Origin of the sequence: Halomonas sediminis (assembly GCF_044871105.1) — a bacterium.
Classification (GTDB): domain Bacteria; phylum Pseudomonadota; class Gammaproteobacteria; order Pseudomonadales; family Halomonadaceae; genus Vreelandella; species Vreelandella zhuhanensis.
Genome location: NZ_CP085246.1, coordinates 2,365,071 through 2,386,496, shown reverse-complemented (window position 1 = coordinate 2,386,496; position 21,426 = coordinate 2,365,071). Strand labels below are relative to the sequence as shown.

23 protein-coding genes and 4 tRNA genes are annotated in these 21,426 nt (G+C 56.2%); 14 read left to right on the top strand and 13 right to left on the bottom strand.

Annotated features, from left to right (window positions below; genetic code table 11):
* The first annotated feature begins 26 nt into the window (after positions 1 to 26).
* The gene (locus LG290_RS11335) at positions 27 to 1,511 is read left to right on the top strand and encodes a bifunctional 2-methylcitrate dehydratase/aconitate hydratase (RefSeq protein WP_499834907.1); all 1,485 of its coding nucleotides are present in this window, start codon (positions 27 to 29) and stop codon (positions 1,509 to 1,511) included.
* A 63-nt stretch (positions 1,512 to 1,574) separates the two neighbouring features.
* Here LG290_RS11335 and LG290_RS11330 read toward each other — a convergent pair whose 3' ends face one another.
* Entirely contained in the window at positions 1,575 to 1,853 is a 279-nt protein-coding gene (locus LG290_RS11330) for a ComEA family DNA-binding protein (RefSeq protein WP_499834906.1), read from the bottom strand.
* Positions 1,854 to 2,155: 302 nt separating this feature from the next.
* On the opposite strand from LG290_RS11330, the gene pyrF reads away from it, so the two are divergent.
* Entirely contained in the window at positions 2,156 to 2,860 is a 705-nt protein-coding gene (gene pyrF / locus LG290_RS11325; protein ID WP_499834905.1) for an orotidine-5'-phosphate decarboxylase, read from the top strand.
* Position 2,861: 1 nt separating this feature from the next.
* Here pyrF and lapB read toward each other — a convergent pair whose 3' ends face one another.
* The 3 genes from lapB to LG290_RS11310 form a co-directional block, all read right to left on the bottom strand.
* The gene (gene lapB / locus LG290_RS11320) at positions 2,862 to 4,058 is read right to left on the bottom strand and encodes a lipopolysaccharide assembly protein LapB (RefSeq protein ID WP_499834904.1); all 1,197 of its coding nucleotides are present in this window, start codon (positions 4,056 to 4,058) and stop codon (positions 2,862 to 2,864) included.
* Positions 4,059 to 4,364, bottom strand: coding sequence for a LapA family protein (locus tag LG290_RS11315; RefSeq protein ID WP_499834903.1), 306 nt, complete (start codon positions 4,362 to 4,364; stop codon positions 4,059 to 4,061).
* A gap of 112 nt (positions 4,365 to 4,476) precedes the next feature.
* Positions 4,477 to 4,773, bottom strand: coding sequence for an integration host factor subunit beta (locus LG290_RS11310; RefSeq protein ID WP_499834902.1), 297 nt, complete (start codon positions 4,771 to 4,773; stop codon positions 4,477 to 4,479).
* Positions 4,774 to 4,978: 205 nt separating this feature from the next.
* On the opposite strand from LG290_RS11310, the gene LG290_RS11305 reads away from it, so the two are divergent.
* Positions 4,979 to 5,272: an FAD assembly factor SdhE gene (locus tag LG290_RS11305; protein ID WP_160417960.1), complete on the top strand. Its 294-nt coding sequence runs from the start codon at positions 4,979 to 4,981 to the stop codon at positions 5,270 to 5,272.
* Positions 5,232 to 5,624 (top strand): protein YgfX, encoded by a 393-nt coding sequence (locus LG290_RS11300; RefSeq protein ID WP_499834901.1) that lies wholly within the window; start codon positions 5,232 to 5,234, stop codon positions 5,622 to 5,624. Before LG290_RS11305 ends, LG290_RS11300 begins: the two co-directional genes overlap by 41 nt.
* A 4-nt stretch (positions 5,625 to 5,628) precedes the next feature.
* On the opposite strand, the gene nadB is transcribed toward LG290_RS11300, so the two are convergent.
* The 7 genes from nadB to uvrY form a co-directional block, all read right to left on the bottom strand.
* Complete coding sequence (gene nadB, locus LG290_RS11295; protein ID WP_499834900.1) at positions 5,629 to 7,206, bottom strand: L-aspartate oxidase; 1,578 nt, start codon at positions 7,204 to 7,206, stop codon at positions 5,629 to 5,631.
* Positions 7,207 to 7,459: 253 nt separating this feature from the next.
* Positions 7,460 to 7,546: transfer RNA gene (locus tag LG290_RS11290), tRNA-Leu, on the bottom strand.
* Positions 7,547 to 7,599: 53 nt separating this feature from the next.
* Positions 7,600 to 7,673: transfer RNA gene (locus LG290_RS11285), tRNA-Cys, on the bottom strand.
* A gap of 12 nt (positions 7,674 to 7,685) precedes the next feature.
* Positions 7,686 to 7,760 (bottom strand) — tRNA-Gly (locus tag LG290_RS11280).
* Between the two features lie 55 nt (positions 7,761 to 7,815).
* Entirely contained in the window at positions 7,816 to 8,364 is a 549-nt protein-coding gene (gene pgsA, locus LG290_RS11275) for a CDP-diacylglycerol--glycerol-3-phosphate 3-phosphatidyltransferase (protein ID WP_499834899.1), read from the bottom strand.
* Positions 8,365 to 8,474: 110 nt separating this feature from the next.
* Positions 8,475 to 10,298: an excinuclease ABC subunit UvrC gene (uvrC, locus tag LG290_RS11270; RefSeq protein WP_499834898.1), complete on the bottom strand. Its 1,824-nt coding sequence runs from the start codon at positions 10,296 to 10,298 to the stop codon at positions 8,475 to 8,477.
* A gap of 55 nt (positions 10,299 to 10,353) precedes the next feature.
* Positions 10,354 to 11,001: a UvrY/SirA/GacA family response regulator transcription factor gene (gene uvrY / locus LG290_RS11265; protein WP_499834897.1), complete on the bottom strand. Its 648-nt coding sequence runs from the start codon at positions 10,999 to 11,001 to the stop codon at positions 10,354 to 10,356.
* Between the two features lie 211 nt (positions 11,002 to 11,212).
* On the opposite strand from uvrY, the gene LG290_RS11260 reads away from it, so the two are divergent.
* Positions 11,213 to 11,288: transfer RNA gene (locus LG290_RS11260), tRNA-Ala, on the top strand.
* Positions 11,289 to 11,356: 68 nt separating this feature from the next.
* Here the strand turns inward: LG290_RS11260 and argF are convergent.
* Complete coding sequence (argF, locus tag LG290_RS11255; protein WP_499834896.1) at positions 11,357 to 12,277, bottom strand: ornithine carbamoyltransferase; 921 nt, start codon at positions 12,275 to 12,277, stop codon at positions 11,357 to 11,359.
* 213 nt (positions 12,278 to 12,490) lie between these two features.
* Between argF and grxD the strand changes: the two genes are divergently transcribed.
* From grxD to LG290_RS11220, 7 genes are all read left to right on the top strand, one after another.
* Entirely contained in the window at positions 12,491 to 12,841 is a 351-nt protein-coding gene (gene grxD, locus LG290_RS11250) for a Grx4 family monothiol glutaredoxin (RefSeq protein WP_160417967.1), read from the top strand.
* A 282-nt stretch (positions 12,842 to 13,123) separates the two neighbouring features.
* Entirely contained in the window at positions 13,124 to 14,992 is a 1,869-nt protein-coding gene (gene dnaX / locus LG290_RS11245) for a DNA polymerase III subunit gamma/tau (protein ID WP_499834895.1), read from the top strand.
* A 44-nt stretch (positions 14,993 to 15,036) separates the two neighbouring features.
* A complete protein-coding gene (locus LG290_RS11240) occupies positions 15,037 to 15,363 on the top strand; it encodes a YbaB/EbfC family nucleoid-associated protein (RefSeq protein WP_114487322.1) in 327 nt (108 codons plus the stop codon).
* Positions 15,364 to 15,366: 3 nt separating this feature from the next.
* Complete coding sequence (gene recR, locus LG290_RS11235) at positions 15,367 to 15,972, top strand: recombination mediator RecR (protein WP_499834894.1); 606 nt, start codon at positions 15,367 to 15,369, stop codon at positions 15,970 to 15,972.
* A gap of 29 nt (positions 15,973 to 16,001) precedes the next feature.
* Positions 16,002 to 17,132 (top strand): ribonuclease D, encoded by a 1,131-nt coding sequence (gene rnd / locus LG290_RS11230; protein ID WP_499834893.1) that lies wholly within the window; start codon positions 16,002 to 16,004, stop codon positions 17,130 to 17,132.
* Positions 17,129 to 17,425, top strand: a complete 297-nt coding sequence (locus LG290_RS11225) for a YcgL domain-containing protein (protein ID WP_499834892.1) — start codon at positions 17,129 to 17,131, stop codon at positions 17,423 to 17,425. The genes rnd and LG290_RS11225 overlap by 4 nt, the downstream gene beginning before the upstream one ends.
* A 30-nt stretch (positions 17,426 to 17,455) precedes the next feature.
* Positions 17,456 to 17,902, top strand: a complete 447-nt coding sequence (locus LG290_RS11220) for a YcgN family cysteine cluster protein (protein ID WP_499834891.1) — start codon at positions 17,456 to 17,458, stop codon at positions 17,900 to 17,902.
* A gap of 36 nt (positions 17,903 to 17,938) precedes the next feature.
* Here the strand turns inward: LG290_RS11220 and LG290_RS11215 are convergent, their stop codons facing one another.
* Entirely contained in the window at positions 17,939 to 20,065 is a 2,127-nt protein-coding gene (locus tag LG290_RS11215) for a S9 family peptidase (protein WP_499834890.1), read from the bottom strand.
* A gap of 65 nt (positions 20,066 to 20,130) precedes the next feature.
* On the opposite strand from LG290_RS11215, the gene LG290_RS11210 reads away from it, so the two are divergent.
* Positions 20,131 to 20,577 (top strand): hypothetical protein, encoded by a 447-nt coding sequence (locus LG290_RS11210; protein WP_499834889.1) that lies wholly within the window; start codon positions 20,131 to 20,133, stop codon positions 20,575 to 20,577.
* Between the two features lie 46 nt (positions 20,578 to 20,623).
* On the top strand, positions 20,624 to 21,412 hold the full coding sequence (locus LG290_RS11205) for a class II glutamine amidotransferase (RefSeq protein WP_499834888.1): 789 nt from the start codon (positions 20,624 to 20,626) through the stop codon (positions 21,410 to 21,412).
* The last annotated feature ends 14 nt before the right edge of the window (positions 21,413 to 21,426 follow it).

Here is a 21,426-nt window from a genome sequence, read left to right as displayed (position 1 = left end):
CGAAAACACCAACAGGAGCGAAGCGAATGAGCGCGACTGTCGAAGCCAATGTTCGTCCGGATTACGATGACGAACTGCAAAAAATTGCTGACTATGTTCTCAGTTATAAAATCGAAAGCAGCGAAGCTTGGGATACCGCCCGAAACTGTTTGATGGATACCTTGGGCTGTGGCTTGCTGGCGCTGCGTTTTCCGGAATGTACCAAGCACCTGGGGCCGCTTGTGGAAGGCACGATAGTGCCGCATGGCGCCCGCGTGCCGGGTACTTCCTTCCGCCTTGATCCGGTCAAGGCAGCCTGGGACATTGGCGCGATCATTCGCTGGCTGGACTATAATGACACTTGGCTGGCGGCGGAGTGGGGGCATCCTTCCGATAACTTGGGGGGAATACTGGCGGTGGCGGACCACCTTTCGCAAAAACGCCTGGCTGAAGGTGGTAAGCCACTGACCGTGCGCGATGTGCTCGAAGCCATGATCATGGCCCATGAGATTCAGGGCGTGTTGGCGCTGGATAATTCCTTCAACCGTGTAGGTCTCGATCATGTGGTACTGGTAAAGGTAGCGACCACCGCCGTAACTGCCAGGATGATGGGTGCTAGCCGCGAGCAGCTGCTTTCCGCTCTTTCCCATGCCTTCGTCGATGGCCAGAGCCTGCGCACCTATCGCCATGCGCCAAACGCCGGCTCACGCAAGAGCTGGGCGGCCGGCGATGCCACTTCTCGAGGGGTACGCCTGGCGGATATCGCCATGCGTGGCGAAATGGGTGTTCCGGGCGCACTCACGGCACCGCAGTGGGGCTTCTACGACGTATTGTTCAGCCACACCAACAAGGATCTGGCGCTGAAACCCGAAAGCGAACGCAAGTTCAGTTTTCAGCGCGACTTTGGCAGTTATGTGATGGAGCACATTCTGTTCAAGATCTCCTTCCCTGCAGAGTTTCATTCCCAGACGGCTTGTGAAGCTGCCGTGACATTGCATCCTCGGATCAAGGGTCGCTTGGACGAGATCCAGAAGATCGTACTCACCACGCACGACTCGGCGATTCGCATCATTTCCAAGTCGGGTAAGTTGGCCAACCCGGCCGACCGTGATCACTGCTTGCAGTACATGACTGCGGTGCCGCTAGCTTTCGGCAACCTGGTGGCTGAGCATTACGAGGATGATTTTCACGCAGCTCACCCGATCATCGATCAGTTGCGCGAGAAGATGGAAGTGGTGGAGGACGAAGGTTATTCCAAGGATTATCATGACCCACAGAAGCGCTCCATTGCCAATGCGATTCAGGTCTTCTTCAAGGACGGTACTTCTACGGATAAGGTCGCCGTTGAATACCCCATCGGTCATCGGCGGCGACGTCCTGAAGGTATCACGGTGTTGGAGGACAAGTTCAGGCGTAACTTGGCGACGCGCTTTCCGCAGGGTCGCACTCATGAGATCTTCGAACTGTGTAAAGATCAATCGCGTCTTGAGAAAACGCCTGTCAACAAGTTTGTGGACTTATTTGTAATCTAAAGGCGTTAAGTATTGGTACAAGTGCCAAGCCCAACATCTTTGATGCTGGGCTTTTCTAGGCTGTTAGAACGTTAGCTGCTCTTGCATGTTTTCAACCGTGGCCGGGCCAATGCCGCTAACTCTTGTCAGTGCTTGGGCGTCTGTGAAATCGCCATTGCTTGTGCGCTCTTCGATGATAGCGGCGGCACGGCTGGGACCGATGCCCGGCAGTTCGGCGAGAAGTTCTGCATCAGCAGTGTTGATGTTAATCGGAGCAACCTCTTGAGCAAACAACGATGTACCCATGCTCAAGCCCAATCCAAGCAAGAGCGCAGCAAAAAATCCCTTGAATGATCCTTTCATGATTATTCCTTCTTATGTAGAAAAGCTTATAAAAATAGCGATATAGAAACAGCTACCGCTACCGCAATGCCCGACCGCTGTATTCTGAGTTGCGTTAGCTAGGCGAGATGACCACGCACTTTGTGTGGTCATTACCAACATACTCACCTGCGTAAAAATTACTGTCGGAAAAAGCCGTTTTTTCATGTAAGCCATTTACCTTTAATAAAGAAAGAAAATGCTTACATGCTAGGAAAGCTCAATGGCTGGTGAGGTGCCGATAGGCTGGTATACTTCAGAAAATTATTATTGGAGCTCTCATCGTGTCGACTGAATCCCCTCTGATTATTGCGTTGGACTACCCTTCGCTGGATGCTGCGCTGTGCATGGCCGATCAGCTGGATCCTCGGCATTGTCGAGTCAAGGTAGGCAAGGAGTTGTTCACGCGTAGCGGGCCGAGCGTGATCGAAGCGCTTCATGGGCGAGGCTTCGAGGTGTTTCTGGATCTCAAATTTCATGATATTCCCAATACCGTGGCGAGTGCCGTGCAGGCGGCCGCGGAGCAGGGCGTGTGGATGGTCAATTTGCATGCCGGGGGTGGGCGAAGGATGATGGAGGCGGCACGCGAGCGGTTGGCACAGCATGACCTGCATACGCATTTGATCGCGGTCACGGTGTTGACCAGTCTGCATGCCGAGGATTTGCGTGAAGTGGGCATTACGGCATCGCCTGCCGAGCATGTGGAGCGCTTGGCGTTACTGGCTCAACAAAGCGGAATGCAGGGGGTGGTGTGTTCCGCCCAAGAAGCCGGTCGACTGAAAAACGTCTGTGGAGAAGACTTCTTGAAGGTAACGCCGGGCATCCGGCCAAGTTTTTCTGCAACCGATGATCAGCAACGTATCATGATGCCAAAACAGGCAATGGCGGCGGGGAGCACGCATCTAGTGATCGGCAGGCCAGTAACGCAGGCGAAAGATCCCATGCAGGCATTGGCTGCTATTCAAACCGAGTTGTCGGTGTCTAGCTAGCTTATTCGCCTTCGACCCCGGTGATCGGTTTGGTGGTTCCCCAACGTCGGCAGGCAGGGCATTGCCAGTGTAAGACGTCACCAGCGAACCCGCAGCGCTGACAGCGGTGGCGAGGACGGTTTTCGAGCAGGGCGTGAGTGTGGCGTTTGAGCAGTACCAGGCGTGAGTCGGGAGTTGGCCTTCCATCTAGGCGTTGGCTTTCCATATATAAATCCATCAAGTAATCAATGCCTCCCAAGCTGGGGGCTCGACTCAATTGATTGCCGACCACCTCAATGGCTTTGTCTACCCCTTCATGTTGATGAATCACGTCGCCAAGCAAGATAATTACACTGGTGTATGGCGTCTCACTCAGTAACTGCTCCAAGTGTTGCCTCAGGCCGGCCTCATCGTTGTTGAGCTTGTAAGCACGCTTGAGCAGGGGTAGTAGGGTGGGGATATGATCCTTGTCTTGAGCGGGGATACGAGCCAGTTGCTTGATGGCGTGAAAGTAATGCCCATTTTCCATGGCTAGTTCAGCCAATATCAGCGTGGCACGCACACAGGCTTCATCCAGTTGCAGGGCTTTGCGCAAATGGCGTTTGGCCAGAGCGCGGCTGGCTTGCTGAATGTCGGTCTGGGCGAGTTCGCATAACCAGTGTGCAGCAGAGCGACGCATTTCGGGGTGATGCTTCAGCGTCGGCAAAGTGACATCAAGCGCCGCTTGCCATTCCCCTTCACGCTCAAGCAGATTGACCAGTAACTGCTTGGCCGCCTCTTGGTGTGCATCGATGCGAGTGGTATCGAGCAGAGAACTGAGTAAACGCTCGGCGCGGTCATACAAGCCCAGTGCCATGAAGTCACGCGCCAGCTCAAGCTGCACCTCCTCGTTCTGATGTGAGCTGAGTGCCGGACGGGCGAGCAGGTTCTGATGAATGCTGACAGCCTTGTCTGCTTCGCCGCGTGAGCGAAACAGCTTGCCCAAGGCAATGTGGGTATCAATCGTATCGCTGTTGACTTCGAGTACGTTGATGAAAGTGGTAATAGCCTGGTCGGGTTGCTCATTGAGCAAGTGATTCAGCCCGACGAAATAATCGCGTGAAGGCGTTCTGGAAGGGGGCTGGGCGCGCGAAAAGTTGCGATATGCACGATACCGGCCCAGCCCATAGCCAATGGCAATGGCTGCCAACAAAACGGCCAGCAGCACAATATCGAACATTTACGCCAGTTCCTTGAGCTCCTGAGTACGCAGGCTATCCAATTCTTTGCGTTGTTGTTTATTTTGCCGTTCGGCTCGGGCGAGCAGCGCTCTCAAGCGCACATAGACGCCGAGCATTGCCAGCATGCCTAGCACGACACCCACGGCAAGAGCAGCCAGCAGCCATACGGATAATGACACTGGCGGTAGCTCCACCCATATCAGGTTCAGGCCAATGGTTTGTTGGTTGTTAACGGCAAACAAGATGCCTGTCAGTATTACCACTAGCAGAATAACGGCCAGAAACAGCCCTTTTATCCAACGCATGAGAGTTTCCTAGTCAGTGACTTGTTCAGTGCAGCTATTGTGAATGAGTCGACACGCGACGTCATCCGCATAAGATCGGTTAATTTCGCGTAGGGCGGAGTAAACAGTCATCTCAGTAACCTAGGGTGCGACTGGCATCCACTTGTTCTCGTAGCTCCTTGCCAGGCTTGAAGTGAGGCACGTATTTGCCCTCGAGTTCCACTGGGTCGCCTGTTTTGGGATTGCGCCCTGTACGCGGTTCTCGATAATGCAGAGAAAAACTGCCAAATCCGCGGATTTCCACGCGCCCGCCAGTGGCTAGGGCATCGGTGATATCATCAAGTATCAGGCGCACCGCTGTTTCCACTTCCTTGACGGATAATTCGGGCTGATGCATTGCGATTTGTTCAATCAATTCTGACTTGGTCATCGGTTGGCTCCATGCGAACGTTGAAGGCCGTGGCGGACGTCCGACCTCATGGCACTCTTCTCAGCATACTGTGCAATCCTGGATAAAACAATTTAGATAAAACAAGGTACTAGGCTAGATTGTCATCAGCGCCTGCAGTGAGGCTGGCGCGCCTATTCCTCTGAGGTATACTAGCGGTTCATTTCTCCTATTGCAGAGGCTGACATTGAGCGAAGACACGTCCTCGGACGCCATACTACGTAAGCGGCTCTATTGGCATTCTCGTCGTGGCATGTGGGAGCTGGATTTGCTGTTGATCCCCTTTCTTGAGCAACGTTTCGTCCAACTCGATAAAGAAGACCAGCTGGCCTATGAAGCGTTAATCGAAGAAGAAGATCAGGATCTGTTCATGTGGTTAATGCGCCGCGAATGGCCGCAGGAGCCGGAGCGGCGACGTATCGTACAAATGATCGTTGAACATGCCGAAACCACCGATAATTCTGCATATCGCACCCTCTAGGCTGGCGATAGCCCTTCAGCTCATACTGGCCCTATGGCTTGTGGTCATGGTCGGCTGGATGGCGGGGGTGCTTGTTGGCGGGATAGCGGTGCTTCTCAGTGCGCTGGGTATTGTCATGGAGGCGCGCCATCAGGCACGGGGTACCTTGACGATATCCGGCACCTTCCCGGCTTGCCGGGCTCAGTGGGATGCCAATCAAGAGGCGCTGGGGTCGGATTGCTCAGTGCAATGCGATTATTTGGGTCCTTGGCTGATAGGCTTGCGTGTGGCAGGGCGCCGAATATGGCTTTGGCCGGACAGCGCTTCTGCCGAGCAGCGCCGCGCTCTGCGCAGATGGTTGCGTTATCCCTGAGCGGCTAGTCGAGCTCATCGAGTGTGATGAGAGAGGGAGATGCCCTCTCAGCGAGATCAGGCCAATCAAGGTTGTAGTGGAGCCCGCGTGATTCGCGGCGCTCTCTTGCACATCTCACTGTCAACCGCGCTAATTGTATCGCTTGGCCCAGCTGTTGGTTAGCAGCCTTGTTCCCTGTGCCCGGAGCTATTTTTCCCAGTCTCTGTTGAAGCGCTTTCAGCTGGGCTGCAGCTGTGTCGAGCCCTTGATCATTGCGAACGATGGCAACATATTGACTCATGGTCTGGCGCATAAGCTGGCGGATCTGGGAAATCTCTTCGTTGCCGTTGCTATTTGAATCTTGGGGTAGAGTAAACGGCGCTAAAGCGGCGCTAGGGCGTGATTTAGGCGCACGCAGTACTTGGGCACAGCTCCGGGCAAATACCAGGCACTCAAGCAAAGAGTTGCTGGCCATGCGATTGGCGCCATGCAGGCCGGTGCAAGCCGCTTCGCCGATGGCATATAGCCGCGGCACATTGCTGGCTCCCTGCAGGTCGGTGGCAATCCCGCCGCAGCTGTAATGCGCCGCCGGTACCACGGGTATCGGTTGTTGAGTAATATCGATCCCGCGCGATAAACAGTGGGCCAGAATAGTGGGGAAGTGGTGACGAATGGCCGTTTCACCGAGATGGCGAATATCCAGCCAGACGTGACCTTGCGTGCCGTGTTGGATCTCGGCATCGATGGCTCGTGCCACGATATCGCGAGGAGCCAGCTCACCCCTTGGGTCAATATCAAGCATGAATCGGTGCCCATGTTCATTGAGCAATCGACCCCCTTCACCTCTGACCGCTTCACTGATCAAAAAGGCCGGGCCTTCGGGGTCATAAAGGCAAGTGGGATGAAACTGCTGAAATTCCAGATTCATCAAGGTTGCACCGAGCTCGGCAGCCATGAACATGCCCTCGCCGCTGGCCGGTGCAGGCGTGGTGGTGTGCAGATAAAGCCCGCTGGCCCCCCCGGTGGCTAGCACGGTGTCATCGGCAACCAAGGTGTGAGGCTGCGCATTGTCATCCAGGCAGTAAGCACCACGACAGTGGCCGGCTACGTCGCGTAGCAGGCCGATAACCGCCAGGTCGCTGCGTTGGGTAATATGCGGATGCTGAGCTACCTTGTGCAACAAGGTATCGACCACGGCACGGCCAGTGGCATCATCCGCATGAATAATGCGCCTGGCACCATGCCCGCCTTCGCGCGTCAGATGATAGGGGTAGCGCGCCTTGGGGTCGGGGTCGGGAGTAAACGCCACCCCGGTATCAATCAGCCACTTGATGGCAGCGGGGCCGTTTTCCACCGTGAAGCGTACGGCCTGTGGGTCGCACAGACCATCACCTGCCACCAGGGTGTCATTGATGTGGGCGTCTAGATCATCATCCGGCGAAAGTACTGCCGCAATGCCTCCCTGGGCCCAGCGGCTTGCACCTTGATCATCCTGAGCGGGGCGCACCAGGGTTACCGGACGGCTATCGGCAATTTCCAATGCCAAGGTTAAGCCGGCAACACCACCACCGATAATCAATACGTCGGGTTGAGGCGGGGTCATGGCCGAATCTCCTTTCAGACAGAGCCTGGCCTAGGCAATCTTGAACACGAGCGGCCGATCCAACCCCAGTGGTTGGAGGGGTCGAATCATAACGTGAAAGTCAGTATTTAGCGATGCTGCCTGTATTGGTGGCTTACCAGGCAATTGCCCAATCAACAACGGCATGAGCGTCGAGATTAGTAAAGAAGGGCGGTGCCGAAAGCTGAGGCAGCTAAAGAAAGAAAATCGAGAGGAGAGATTCAAACAGAGTATTTGGTGCCCGGAGCCGGACTTGAACCGGCACGGGGTTGCCCCCGAGAGATTTTAAGTCTCTTGCGTCTACCGATTTCGCCATCCGGGCGGTCTGGATACTGCCAAGCATTGCACAAGGATAGGCACTGCTTCGAAATGTGGTGGAGGCTGGAGTCGGAATCGAACCGGCGTACACGGAGTTGCAGTCCGCTGCATAACCACTCTGCCATCCAGCCTTCAAGAGTCAATGGAGCGGGAAAGGAGATTCGAACTCCCGACCCTCGCCTTGGCAAGGCGATGCTCTACCACTGAGCTATTCCCGCTCGACTCGTGGGCGAATTATACGGATAAACCTGTGTCTGTCAACGGCTTGATGCGTTACATCGACCGACTTAGATGCGGCCACGCAGCTTTCAGATACTGAATCATCGACCATAGGGTCAGAATGGCCGCGGCATACAGAGTAATAACGCCTAACACGGCCAGGCTGTGGCCGGGGGGGAAGGCCAGTAACACCAGTAGGGCGATCATCTGCAGGCTAGTTTTTACCTTGCCGATCCACGAAACGGCCACCTGACCACGCTTGCCCATTTCCGCCATCCATTCCCGCAGAGCGGAAATGACGATTTCCCGACCGATGATGACTAGGGCGGGCAGCGTCAGAATCAATGTTTCATAACGTTCGATGAGCAGGGCCAGCGCTACCACTACCATGAGCTTGTCAGCCACGGGGTCGAGAAAGGCACCGAACGGCGTCGATTGGTTCCAGCGACGGGCCAGGTAGCCATCTAGCCAGTCAGTGAGGGCGGCGACTGCGAAGAGGGCGGCTGCTAGCGGCAAGCTCCAATCGAAGGGCAGGTAAAACAGCACCACCAGCAACGGAATGAATGCGATTCTAGCCAATGTCAGGATGTTGGGTATATTCATCGCGAAGAGCGATCCTTGCCATAGATAAACGAGGAGGATGGGGAAATGATCTGTTCATTCTATCCGCCTTGGCTCACGGCATCCATGCCGTTATAGGGTTTATCTCACGACTAGCCGTGAAGTGAGCGGTGAATGGTTTCCGCTAAGGCACTGCTGATGCCGGGGGCACGGGCGAGTTCCTCGCGGTTGGCTTTTTGAACCCCCTGCAGGCCGCCGAAATAGCGCAGCAGTCCACGCCGGCGTTTGGGGCCGATGCCGGGAATGTCCTGAAGGGTCGAGGTGCGGCGAGCCTTGTCGCGTTGCGCCCGGTGCCCGGCGATGGCGAAACGGTGAGATTCGTCACGAATGTGCTGGATCAGATGCAGGGCGGGAGATGCCGGGTCCAGGGAGAGGGTGTTGTCCGAGGTTTCGAGAAATAATGTCTCGAGCCCGGCCTTGCGGGTACTGCCTTTTGCCACCCCTAATAAACGAATCTCCGGTAACGCCAATTCATCGAGCACCGTGCGTGCCATATTGAGTTGGCCTTTGCCGCCATCCACGATCAGTATGTCGGGCTTTTCCGCCTCTCCGCTCTTGACGCGCTTCAGGCGGCGAGTGAGCACTTGCTGCATGGCGGCGTAATCATCGCCCGCGGCCACCCCTTCAATGCGAAAGTGGCGGTAATCGCCTTTACGCGGCCCATTTTGGTCAAATACCACACAAGATGCCACCGTGGCCTCGCCTTGGCTGTGGCTGATATCGAAACATTCCAGACGTTGTGGCGGCTCATCCAGATGTAAGGCGTGCTGCAGGGCTGCAAAACGTTTGGAGAGTTGTGTCTGGTTTGCCAGTTGGGAGGCTAGCTGTTGCTCGGCATTAGTCATTGCCAAGTGCTGCCATTGGGCGCGATGCCCGCGTACCTGGTGGGCCAGGCGAATGCGTTTGCCTGCCTGCTGGCAAAGCGCCTCGGTCAATAGTTCGGCATCGGCTAGCGGGTGGCTGATAATGACCTCCCCGGGAATCTCTCGAGGTTGGCCGAGGTAGAATTGACTGACGAAGTCCGCCAGAAGCTGCTCGGGGGTCAAGTCGAGATCGTTGGCGGGCATGTGATGTCGAGCGCCTAGTAAGCGTCCATCGCGCACGCTTAACACGGAAATTCCCAGGGCGCCGGGGCGTTGAGCGAGGGCGAATATGTCGGCGTCGCCACCTTCAGTATCGACAAATTGGCGTTGCTGCAGTTCACGTAGCTGTTTTACCTGATCGCGAAAGCGGGCCGCTTCTTCGAAGTTCAATGCTTCGCTTGCCACTTCCATGGCATGCGTCAGTGCCTGGGTGACAGCATCGCTCTTGCCTTCCAGGCACATGACGGCATGTTCGAGGTCACGCTGATAGTCTTCCTGGCTGATGTAGTCCACGCAGGGCGCGCTACAGCGATGAATCTGATACTGCAGGCAAGGCCGTGAGCGGTGAGCAAAAACACTATCTTCGCAATTGCGGATACGGAAGATTTTCTGCATCAACGACAAGCTTTCGCGCACCGCACCACTGCTCGGGTAGGGGCCGAGGTAACGCCCGTCATTGCTGCGCTTGCGCACGCGTTTATATTCCAGTGCCGGATAAGGGTGACGGTCGCTGACGAACACGAAAGGATAGGATTTATCGTCACGCAGCAGGATATTGTAGGGCGGGCGGAGTTCCTTGATCAGCGTCTGTTCCAGCAGCAAGGCTTCTATTTCGCTGCGTGTCACGGTGACCTGGATGTCGGAAATATGCGCGACCATGGCCTGGGTCTTGGTATTCAGCCGGCCACGAAAATAGCTCGATAAGCGGGCTTTCAAGCGTTTAGCTTTGCCCACGTAAAGCGTTTCACCTCGAGCATTGAGCATCCGGTAGATGCCCGGTGCCTGGCTTACGTTGTCGAGAAAGTGCTTGGCATCAAAAGAAGAGGTAGTCATGCAAGGCCTGGCGGTAGAAGTGGCACCCCGCTAGTTTAACAGAGGTGCACAACGTTCACTCTATCGTATCGAAGCCTTCCACCAGGCCATGGCGCAACGCTACATGGGTGAGTTCAACATCGGTGGTGACCTGAAGCTTTTCAAACAAACGATAGCGGTACGTATTAACGGTCTTGGAACTTAGGTGAAGTCGGTCGGAAATTTCCTGTACGCGTTGGCAGTTCACGATCATCATGGCGATTTGCAGCTCGCGATGAGAAAGTTGGATGAAGGGGTTGGCATTTTCGTTAAAAGGAGAGAGTGCCAGACGTAAAGCGATTTCTTGGCTGATATAGCGTTGTCCATGAAACACTTGGCGTATGGCGGTAACCATTTCTTCGGCTTGTGTCCCCTTGCTTAAAAAGCCGGCTGCCCCGGCTTCCAGTAGCCGCCGTGCCACGCTGTCTTCCATGTGGGCGGTAAGCATCAATACCTTGATGTCTTGCATGCCGCGCTGAATGCGGCGCGTGGCTTCCAGTCCGCCAATGCCGGGCATACGAATATCCATCAGCACAATGTCCGGCCGTAACTGGCGAGCTCTGGAGACGGCCGTTTCTCCGTCCTGCGCCTCGCCCACAATCTTGATGTCGCTTTCGCTGTTCAGCAGATGGGCAATACTGGTTCTTACCAAGTGATGATCATCAGCGATGAGAACATTAATCAAGGTAAAAGCTCCTGCTTGAGCGTGGCAATAGCTGCCTTGGGAAGGGTGGGGTGATTTATCTAAATTGTATTATTTAGCCACAGCCTGCCATAGCCGGAGGCAAAGTAGAATTAGTAAAGCGTGATGGGATGCTATGTTTAGAAAAATCTTGACCCTACGCAAAGATATCATTAGTATCCGTCCCGCTGTCCTTTTGTAAGGACAGCAGCGTGGGGCCTTAGCTCAGCTGGGAGAGCGCAACACTGGCAGTGTTGAGGTCAGCGGTTCGATCCCGCTAGGCTCCACCAACCGCCTATAAAAAAACCGCCTAAAGTTAAGCTTCAGGCGGTTTTTTTGTGTCAGGTTTTTCGTTTGATTAGTGAGAAACCTTTCCCAGAAACAGAAACTCAATCAAGGCTTTCTGGGCGTGCAGGCGATTGCCTGCTTCCTGCCACACGACGGCTCGGGAGTCGTCCAGCAATGTCTCGCTGATCTCTTCGCCCCGGTGCGCAGGCAAACAGTGAAGAAACAACACATCTTCCTTGGCGTGATCCAGCATCGCTTCTGTTACCTGAAAACCAGTGAAATCCGCGACACGCTTGGCCTGTTCTTCTTCCTGTCCCATGGAGGCCCAGACATCGGTAGTGACCAGGTCAACGCCTTGAACGGCTTGCACGGGGTCGTGAGACAGCGTGACGCGCTCACCAGCGGCGGCTAAGATATCTGAGCGGGGCTCGTAACCCTTGGGACAGCAGATGCGCAGCTGGAAGTCGAACTGGCGTGCGGCATTGATCCATGAATGGCACATATTATTACCATCTCCGATCCAGACGGCGGTGCGTCCTTTTATGCTGCCTTGTAGTTCCGTCCAGGTCATTACATCGGCCAGTAGCTGACAGGGGTGGTAATCGTCGCTCAATGCATTGATGACAGGCACCGTGCTGGCATCCGCGAAGGCTTCGATGCCGGCATGCGAAAAGGTGCGGATCATGACCGCATCGACCATTTCCGATAGTACCCGCGAGGTGTCAGCGATAGGCTCTCCGCGGCCTAGTTGCGTGTCGCGGGGCGAAAGAAACAAGGCATGGCCACCGAGCTGGGTCATGGCCGTTTCAAATGAAACGCGCGTGCGTGTGGAGGATTTCTCGAAGATCATCGCCAGGGTGCGATTGGGCAATGGCGTGTAGCGTGGCCCTTGAGTCTTGAGATTGCTCTTGATGGCAATGGCGCGCTGAATCAGGTAGTGCAGCTCATCCGGGTTAAGATCCAGCAAAGTCAGAAAATGACGTGTCGCCATGGCAACTCTCCGCGCAAAAACCACCATCCTAGCCAGCCCGGGGGGGATGCGCAACGCGAAAGGCACGCGTAGAATGCTGGATACCAACAAGCTTGAGTGACATGCTCGGGTATTATTTTCGACAGATAGCGATACTTCTGTTCGAATCGTACCTTCAGTAATGCCTATCAAGCGGTTAAAAGACGTAACCGAGCCATTGGAAAAGGAGGTGTCATGAGCACCACAGTTGAGAATATCCAGCAGCAAATCAGCGAAAATACCGTTTTGGTCTACATGAAAGGAACCCCGCAGTTGCCGCAATGCGGTTTTTCCGCCCAGACGGTTCAGGCGCTGATGAGTTGTGGTGAGCGCTTTGCGTTCGTCAATGTGTTGGATAACCCCGACATTCGCGCTGAACTGCCCAAGGTGGCTAACTGGCCCACTTTTCCCCAGCTGTGGGTGGAAGGTGAACTGGTGGGTGGCTGTGACATCGTCGTGGAAATGCATCAGAGTGGCGAGCTGGAAAAGCTGGTCAAAGCAGCTTCCGAACGTGCCAATGCCGCTGAAGGCGACAGCCAGGCCTAAGGCATTGGCCAAGGTTTAGCGTTGAGTTTGGCAAAGTGTGTTACTTGCCGGCCCGGTCTCCTTGCCGAGGCCGGCAGCCCAGTGTCCGCTTTATACCAGTTTCCGGTTTATAAAGTAGCGCCGGTTGGCGAGCGTGCCCGCAGCCGCTAGAATATTTGTTGTATAACGTCTTTTCCGTAATGGCTATTGCTGGTGGTGCCGCGTCGTCGGGCGATACAGTGGTGGTTTATTATGGCTATCCTCTCGCTGTCCATCAGCTTTGCTGCAAGGATGTCATGCTCGATGAGCTATCAGGTACTGGCCCGCAAGTGGCGACCACGCACTTTTCATGAACTAGTGGGTCAGGCCCATGTACAGCGTGCTCTGGTCAATGCTTTGGATCAGGGGCGCCTGCATCACGCTTACCTGTTTACGGGTACTCGGGGCGTAGGCAAGACCACTCTGGCGCGTATTCTGGCTAAGTGCCTGAACTGTACGGCTAACGGTTACGGCGATGAAGGCGTGACCTCGACCCCCTGTGGGGTGTGCGATAGCTGTCAAGCGATCGATGAAGGGCGCTTTGTCGATCTGATCGAAGTCGATGCAGCCTCGCGTACCAAGGTGGAAGATACCCGAGAGCTGCTGGATAACGTCCAGTACGCCCCGACGCAGGGTCGCTACAAGGTGTATCTCATCGATGAGGTTCATATGCTTTCCACCAGCAGTTTCAATGCCTTGTTGAAAACGCTGGAAGAGCCGCCGCCTCACGTCAAGTTCCTGTTGGCCACCACGGATCCACAGAAGTTGCCGGCTACGGTGCTTTCGCGCTGCTTACAGTTCACGCTCAAGCACATGCAGCCGGTACGTATTGTCGAGCATCTCGCCATGGTGCTTGCGGCCGAACAGGTCCATTTCGAGGAAAGCGCGCTATGGCTTATCGGTAAGGCTGCCGATGGTTCCATGCGCGATGCCATGAGCTTGACCGACCAGGCCATCGCCTTCGGCCAAGGAAGTGTCCAGCACCTGGATGTGGCGGCCATGCTGGGTACCCTCGACCATCGCCATGTCTTGGCGTTGGTCGAGGCGCTGGCCGATATCGATGCGCCGCGGCTGCTTCATGAAGTGGCCGAGCTGGCTGAACAAGGCCCTGACTTTGCTGCCGTTCTGGATGATGTAACCGCTGTGCTGCATCGTCTGGCCGTCGCTCAAATGGTGCCGGAGGCGGTGGACAACGGTCATGGGGATCGCGAAACGATTCTCGCGCTGGCCGGGCGTTTCATCGCTGAAGATATCCAATTGTATTACCAGATTGGCATACAAGGCCGAGGCGACATGGTGCATGCCCCCGACTTGCGCAGTGCCTTGGAAATGACGCTGTTGCGCATGCTAGCGTTTCGTCCTCAGGGTGTGCCCAAACCGCCTCAAGCGTCCCTGCCCATGCGCGCCGAACCAGCGCCTAAGTCCGAGTCTTTGCAGGCGGCGCCCGCGGCGAATGAAGCGTTGGCGCAATCACCCTCAGAGGCAGCGCAGCCAGCCTCACCGCCGCTTTCCCCACCACTCTCTTCACCACCCCCTTGGGAGGAAGCGGTTGACGCTACACCGGGTAGCCCTCCCGAATTCCAAGCTTCGATTTTACCTGTGCCGGTAGCGCCTCCTCCGCGGGCACAAGAACCCAGTATCGAAGAGGCCCCCGGCGTAACCCAGAACAGCGTTTCGGATGAACCCAGCGTTGAAGCTGAAACTTTCGAAGCGCGGCAAGCGACAGAGCCGGGACGGCTGGACCATCAGGCTTGGCTGGAGTTGTTCGATTCATTGGGGTTAGGGGGATTGACGCGCAACCTGGCGGCACATTGTATTGTCGAAGAAGATAACGGTGCGGTTCTGCGTTTGCGTCTCGACCCCACTCAGGCGGCGATGCAAGCCGACGTCCATCAGCAGCGCTTGGAAAAATCGCTGGCAAGCCAAGGGTTTCCTCGCAAGGTAAGCTTCGAGGTGGCAGAGCTGTCCGATGAATTGGAAACTTCCCGCCAGCGCGAAACACGCCATAATCGTGAGCGTCATGCCCTGGCGGTGGCAGCCCTGAACAAGGATCCCCATGTACAGAAACTTCAACAGGTATTCGGGGCTAAGCTGATAGAATCCAGCGTCAAGCCGGTGGAAGAACTGCGCTAGCTTATACCAGGTCAATTCTTGCTTTTTTGAAAGAGGATGCACAGATGTTTAAAGGTGGAATGGGTAACTTGATGAAGCAAGCCCAGGAAATGCAGGAAAAAATGCAGCACGTTCAGGAAGAAGTCGCCAAGGCGGAGGTGCTGGGTGAAGCGGGTGCCGGTATGGTCAAGGTCACCATGAACGGGCGCCATGATGTCAGCAAGGTGGATATCGATCCCAGTGTCATGGAAGAAGACAAGGAATTGCTGGAAGACTTGCTGGCCGCGGCGGTCAATGATGCCGTGCGCAAGGTCGAAGCCGATTCCAAGGCCAGGATGGAAGAGGCCACGGCCGGTTTGAACCTGCCGCCCGGCTTCAAGATGCCGTTCTGATCGATGCGATTTTCCCCGCTTGTCGAAAGACTCATGGAAGCCTTTCGCGTATTGCCCGGCGTTGGGCCGAAAACCGCCCAACGCATGGCAATGCACCTGCTCGAACGTGACCGTGAGGGTGGCCAGCGTCTTGCCGAAATAGTCAGCCTTGCCTTGAATGAAGTGGGTTATTGCCAACGTTGCCGCACCTTGACCGAGCAACCGCTGTGCGCCTTATGTGAAAGCCCTCGCCGAGACGATGCCTTACTGTGCGTGGTGGAATCTCCCGCCGACCAGTTGGCAATAGAAGAAGCCGGTGGTTTTCAGGGCCGCTACTTCGTCTTGCATGGGCATCTTTCCCCGCTGGACGGTATCGGCCCTGAGGATATCGGGCTGGACCAGCTGGAAGCACGCATGGCCGAGGGAGGCATCCGCGAGGTGGTGCTGGCCACCAACCCCACCGTGGAAGGTGAGGCCACGGCGCACTATATTGCCGCGCAACTGGCCGAACGGGGTGTCACACTTTCACGTCTAGCCTATGGCGTGCCCATGGGAGGAGAACTTGAGTATGTGGATGGCGGCACCTTGAGTCGTGCCTTCAACGGCCGTTTGCCGTTTCGTAGTGAGTAGCCTTTTTTAGCCAACCCGGAATCAACCCATTGCCGAATTTGACCCCACCTTCATTTCACTGGATCGATAGCCCCGAAGCCTTGGATGCCGCTTGCCTAAGTGTTGCCGAGGCTGAGGTCATTGCCCTGGATACCGAATTCTTTCGCGAAAAAACCTTTTATCCGATTCCCGCCTTGATCCAATTTACCGCCGGTGAATTGGCTTATCTAGTCGATCCTCTCGCCACGCCCTGTACCGATGAGTTTCGCAAGCTTCTCACTCAAGGCCCTGTCAAGTTGCTGCATGCATGCAGTGAAGACCTGGAAGTCTTTGCCCATTGGGCACAAGCGTTGCCCGAACCGTTGGTGGATACCCAGGTGGCCCAAGGATTTCTCGGGGAAAACCCGGGCATGGGGTATCAAAAACTGGTGGAGTTCTGGGTGGGTGAAACCTTGCCCAAGGAAGAAACACGCTCCAATTGGTTGGAACGTCCGTTAAGCCAGGCGCAATGTCATTATGCGGCACTCGATGTCATTTACCTACTCAAGGTCTGGTACCTGCAGCGTGAGCATCTGGAACGCCTGGGTCGCCTGAGCTGGGTCGAGCAGGAATGTGCTGAGCTCCTTCAGCAAGCGGGGCGTAGCGCAGCAGCGGATGGGCAGTGGTATGTGCGTCAGCGTCAATTATGGCGTTTGGCACCGCGTCAGATCGAAGCGTATCGGCTATTGACTACCTGGCGTGAGGGCGAGGCTCGGCGGCGTGATCTGCCGCGTAACTGGCTGGTCAGCGATAAGCTTTTGTACGCTGTTGCCGAAATACTGCCCACCAACCGTTATGAATTGGCCGAGGTCGAAGACATCAAGCCGACATTGGTGAAAAAAGAAGGCGATGCCTTGCTGGCCTTGGTTAAAAAAGCCTGTGCCGCCACGGAAAATGACCTGCCGCCCGCACTTCCTGCACCTACCGCCCCGGCATTTAAATCGCGTTTCAAGGCATTGAAGGGCGTCGTCAATGCGCAGGCCGAGGCGTTGGGCGTGGCACCTGAGATGTTGTTGCGGCGTCGGGATATGGAAGCGTTGGTAATTGCCGATATGGCACAAATGACACTTCCGCTGCCCAATGGCTGGCGAGGAGAATGCATGAACCCGGCGCTGGAAGGCGCCTTGCGAGAACTCTCATGACCGATGACAAATTACTGTGTGAAATCTTCAAGAGTTCACGCAAGGAAGAAATGTACCTTTACGTGGACAAGCGCAAGGGCTTGGGTGAGGTACCTAATGGGCTTCTGGAACAGTTTGGCAAACCGGTTCCTTACTTGACCATGATTCTCAGGCCGACAACCACATTGGCCCGTGCCAAGGCAGTGGACGTGATGGCCAAGATCGAGGAACAAGGGTTTTATTTTCAGATGCCTCCCGCCAAGGAAGAATATTTGATGGATCTTTACCGTACGCCGACGCAGGCGCGCTATTGATCACGTGGCCTATGCAGGCGAGGAGACTCTATGCGCGAGCGTTTCTGGGAACGTTTTTCTCTTGAGGAGCTGACCGCCGAAGAGTGGGAAGCCCTATGCGATGGCTGCGGTCAGTGCTGTCTGCTCAAGCTGCATGATGACGAGACCCAGGAGCTGGCAGTGCTCAATGTGGCGTGCCGGCTACTGGATATCGGCAGTTGTCAGTGCAGCGATTATCCCAACCGTTTCGATAGCGTACCGGATTGCACCCAGCTGACCCCGGCAAGAGTCAAGGAATTCACTTGGTTGCCGAACTCTTGCGCCTACCGCCGGGTAGCGGAAGGCCGCAAGCTGGCGGGGTGGCATCCGTTGTTGAGCAACGATGCCGAACGGGTGCATCGTAAAGGCATCAGTGTACGCAACTTTGCAGTTTCCCAGGATGACGTCCCCGAGCGTAAGCTCGAGGAACACATCATTGCTGTGCTTCCGATTTCCTAGCGGTTGCACCATGCCTTGTTCACTTGGTTGCATCAGCTAGGCATTGCTCGTAACGTCCGCCAATCCCAGCGCCCACAGGATAAAGGCGTCCTGACGTGCGGCGTCGCGCCATGCCTTGAAGCGCCCGGAAGCCCCACCGTGCCCTGCGCTCATGTCGGTACGCAGCAGGATAGGCGCATCACTGGTGTTGAGCTGGGTCATGCGTGCATAGAGTTTTGCCGGTTCCCAATAGCCTACGCGAGTATCGTACCAGCTACCTTCGATCAGCATGGCCGGATAAGCTTGCTCGGTCAGGTTGTCCAGTGGCGAGTAGGCGCGAATGCGTTCGGCAACGTCAGGCGCTTCTGGGTTGCCCCACTCGCTGTATTCGGCAGTAGTCAAGGGCAGGTCGGGGTTTTGCATGGTGCGCAGTACATCCACGAAGGGGACGTCCAAGACCGCAGCACAAAAGGCTTGAGGAGCACGATTGACGCAGGTGGCTACCAGAAGCCCTCCGGCGCTGGCGCCATAAGCCACAACCTTTTCCGCTTTGCTCACTCCTTCCTTGACCAACACCTCTCGAGCCGCGAGAAAGTCGCCGAAACTATTGTCCTTGTGTGCCATCTTTCCGTTCAGGTACCAAGGTTCGCCGCATTCCCCACCGCCTCTCACGTGGGCAACGGCGAATGCCACGCCACGCTCGAGTAGCTCCAGCCGGGCGATGGAAAACCAGGGGTCGAGCGGTTCGCCGTAAGCGCCATAGCCGTAGAGAAGCGTCGGCAAGGGGTGGTCAGCCAGATCGACGCGCATGACGACCGAAACGGGTATCCGTTCGCCGTCGGCGGCTGTTGCCCATAGTCGTTTGCTGACCAGTTGCTCGGGCTGCAAGTTGCCATGTACCGGTAGGCGTTTGAGCTCGGTGCGCTGTTGAGTGTCCAGATCCAGCGCTATCCAGCGGGGTGGTTGAGTAAAAGACTCCTCGCGCAAGCGCAGGATGCGCGTATCAAAATGCGGTGTATCTTCCAGATCTTGGGAGCAAGGAATTTCCGGCAAGTCCAGCTGCTCATCGACAATTGTCCGGCCTTTATCATCCAGCTCGATACGGCGCAGATATACTTGCGCGCTGCGATGATCGCGTTCGGCAAGCACCAGCCCCCAGGAAAAAGCTTCGACGCCTTCCAGAGTGACATCCTCCCGATGAGCAATGAAAGGAATGCCGGCGACGGCGACCTCAACGCCCCCTTCTTCGGGCGGGTTGGGCGGCAGCGTGGTTTCCTCGAGACAATCCAGCTGGAAGTTAGCGCCGTTTCGGTTGTGCAATACATAGAAAGCCCCCGGGCGGTGTTCCACGTTATATTCAACACCGGCTTTACGTGGCTGAAGACAGATGGGAGTGGCGTATGGAGCCTGGGCAGGAACCAGATGCACTTCGCTGGTGTCCTTGGAAGCGCTTTCCACCATCAGCCAGCGGCGCGAGCGGCTTTTGCCTACGCCCAGCCAGAACTCGCTATCGGGTTCTTGCAAGAGCAATACCGGCGTCTCCGCCGTTACTTGCGGCGCCGCCAGCCGCAGCGGCAAGCGCCATACGCTGTCCGGGCGCTGGGTGGCATCGAAGCGCGTGAAGAGCAGCGTGGCACTGGTGGCGGTTTGGTCTTCCGCCCAGCACAATGTCGCGCCGATGTCTTCCAGCAAGCGTTGCGGCTCCCCCGCGGGCAGCTGTTTCAGCCACAAGGAAAAGCGTTCGTCGCCCTGGGTGTCTTCGGTCCACGCCAGCCAGTCTTCATCGGGAGATAGCGCCATATCGCCCATGTCGTAGAACTCATGCCCGGCGGCGCGAGCGCTGACATCCAGTACGCACTGGCTGTTCTCGGGGGCGCCATTGGGGTGACGCCACCAGCTAGGATGATCGGCGTCAGCGGCGGTCTCATTCCAGAAGGTGAAATAATCGAGCGGGGTTTTCAGGCTGGTGACAGCCAGCTCGCGCCTGGCAAGCTGGCCATCGAATAAAGCCTGCGTGAGGGAATCGAGAGGAGAGAACCAGGCATCGCTTTGGGCATTGGCCGCTTCGAGAAACGCCGTGACTTCAGGAACATCGCGCTGTTCCAGCCAGTGCCACTCGGGTTCGTCGGCACGGGCATAAGAGGCAACCGGGGAGTGAGGCGTCGCGCAGGGCTGTGCTTTCATAAACAGACAGGTACCATAATGGTGGAAGTCAACGTCGGGTGGAGTCACCCACATGAGGATTCAGTATGTTGTTTGCAGATTCGATGTCTTTGCTTTGGGTAAGCTATTACGCCTTGTCGGTGTTGGTGCTGGTAGCGGTTTATTTCGCCTTGGCGTTATTGCCGCGTCTGGCGCGCTTGGTGCTGACATGGAGTATCGCCGGGGCGATGTGGATGCCGACGCGTTTTCGCTTACCCTTGATAGAAGAAGGGGAATTCTACACCGGCCTGGCGCCTGCGGCGATGGTCAGTGCCGTAGGCTTCCTTGAAGGTGTGGGCGCTTCGTTACTTAACGGCTTGCTATGGTTGATTGTCGGCATGAGCATCGGGGCACTGCTGGGCGTGTTCTTGTGGTGGTGGCGCCGCCCTGTGAGCTATGTCGACATGCCCGACACCGCCGAAAAATCTCAAGGCCGCTCTGCTTCGAGCAGAGAGTCGGGTTCCTCGTCGCGCCGCGAGCCGGTGGTTGGCTAATGCAGCGTTTCACTGTGTTCACGGAGTCAGCGGCGAGATCGGTTTAATGTGCGAGCTACTGGGCATGAGTGCCAATGTTCCCACGGATATCTGCTTTAGTTTCGCAGGTTTTCTGCATCGTGGTGGCGGTACCGGGCCCCACCGCGATGGCTGGGGGATTGCGTTCTACGAAGAGGGCGGTTACCGCGAATTCCGTGACCCGCATCCGTCGGTAGACTCACCCATCGCTCGGCTGATCAGCGATTACCCGATCAAGTCGCATGTGGTGATTAGCCATATTCGTCAAGCCAATGTGGGCGGGGTGCGCCTGGCCAACACCCATCCCTTCACCCGCGAAATGTGGGGACGGCCCTGGTGTTATGCTCACAACGGCCAGTTGGAAGGCTGGCAAACCTTGTCTCTGTCGTTTTATACCCCGGTGGGCGCTACCGATAGCGAACATGCCTTCTGCTGGCTGTTAGGCGAGCTGCGTCGTGATTTCCCCGAGCCCCCTGTGGCACCGGAGGCGTTATGGCAGCGTCTTCACGGCCTATGCGAAAGGCTACGCGGCTTGGGGGTCTTCAACCTGTTGATGTCCGACGGGATCTATCTCTATAGCTACTGCTCGACGAAACTTGCCCACATTACTCGGCGGGCGCCGTTCGGCCAGGCTGAGCTTTCTGACGCGGAATTAACGGTCAATTTTGCCGAACATACCACCACGAATGACGTGGTCTCGGTGATCGCAACCGAACCTTTGACTCACAATGAAGCCTGGGAACGCATGGTGCCGGGCGAGCTTCTGGTGTGGCGTGATGGTGAGGTCAAGGCACGCTATCAGGCGGCAACACTTTGAAAAAACAGTCATAT

Excerpts from the sequence above, each read along its gene's own strand:
- LG290_RS11335 (WP_499834907.1), top strand. The coding sequence starts at position 27 with ATGAGCGCGACTGTCGAAGCCAATGTTCGTCCGGATTACGATGACGAA.
- LG290_RS11330 (WP_499834906.1), bottom strand. The coding sequence starts at position 1,853 with ATGAAAGGATCATTCAAGGGATTTTTTGCTGCGCTCTTGCTTGGATTG.
- lapB (WP_499834904.1), bottom strand. The coding sequence starts at position 4,058 with ATGTTCGATATTGTGCTGCTGGCCGTTTTGTTGGCAGCCATTGCCATT.
- LG290_RS11315 (WP_499834903.1), bottom strand. The coding sequence starts at position 4,364 with ATGCGTTGGATAAAAGGGCTGTTTCTGGCCGTTATTCTGCTAGTGGTA.
- LG290_RS11310 (WP_499834902.1), bottom strand. The coding sequence starts at position 4,773 with ATGACCAAGTCAGAATTGATTGAACAAATCGCAATGCATCAGCCCGAA.
- LG290_RS11300 (WP_499834901.1), top strand. The coding sequence starts at position 5,232 with ATGCCGAAACCACCGATAATTCTGCATATCGCACCCTCTAGGCTGGCG.
- nadB (WP_499834900.1), bottom strand. The coding sequence starts at position 7,206 with ATGACCCCGCCTCAACCCGACGTATTGATTATCGGTGGTGGTGTTGCC.
- pgsA (WP_499834899.1), bottom strand. The coding sequence starts at position 8,364 with ATGAATATACCCAACATCCTGACATTGGCTAGAATCGCATTCATTCCG.
- uvrC (WP_499834898.1), bottom strand. The coding sequence starts at position 10,298 with ATGACTACCTCTTCTTTTGATGCCAAGCACTTTCTCGACAACGTAAGC.
- argF (WP_499834896.1), bottom strand. The coding sequence starts at position 12,277 with ATGGCGACACGTCATTTTCTGACTTTGCTGGATCTTAACCCGGATGAG.
- grxD (WP_160417967.1), top strand. The coding sequence starts at position 12,491 with ATGAGCACCACAGTTGAGAATATCCAGCAGCAAATCAGCGAAAATACC.
- dnaX (WP_499834895.1), top strand. The coding sequence starts at position 13,124 with ATGAGCTATCAGGTACTGGCCCGCAAGTGGCGACCACGCACTTTTCAT.
- LG290_RS11240 (WP_114487322.1), top strand. The coding sequence starts at position 15,037 with ATGTTTAAAGGTGGAATGGGTAACTTGATGAAGCAAGCCCAGGAAATG.
- recR (WP_499834894.1), top strand. The coding sequence starts at position 15,367 with ATGCGATTTTCCCCGCTTGTCGAAAGACTCATGGAAGCCTTTCGCGTA.
- LG290_RS11225 (WP_499834892.1), top strand. The coding sequence starts at position 17,129 with ATGACCGATGACAAATTACTGTGTGAAATCTTCAAGAGTTCACGCAAG.
- LG290_RS11220 (WP_499834891.1), top strand. The coding sequence starts at position 17,456 with ATGCGCGAGCGTTTCTGGGAACGTTTTTCTCTTGAGGAGCTGACCGCC.
- LG290_RS11215 (WP_499834890.1), bottom strand. The coding sequence starts at position 20,065 with ATGAAAGCACAGCCCTGCGCGACGCCTCACTCCCCGGTTGCCTCTTAT.
- LG290_RS11210 (WP_499834889.1), top strand. The coding sequence starts at position 20,131 with ATGTTGTTTGCAGATTCGATGTCTTTGCTTTGGGTAAGCTATTACGCC.
- LG290_RS11205 (WP_499834888.1), top strand. The coding sequence starts at position 20,624 with ATGTGCGAGCTACTGGGCATGAGTGCCAATGTTCCCACGGATATCTGC.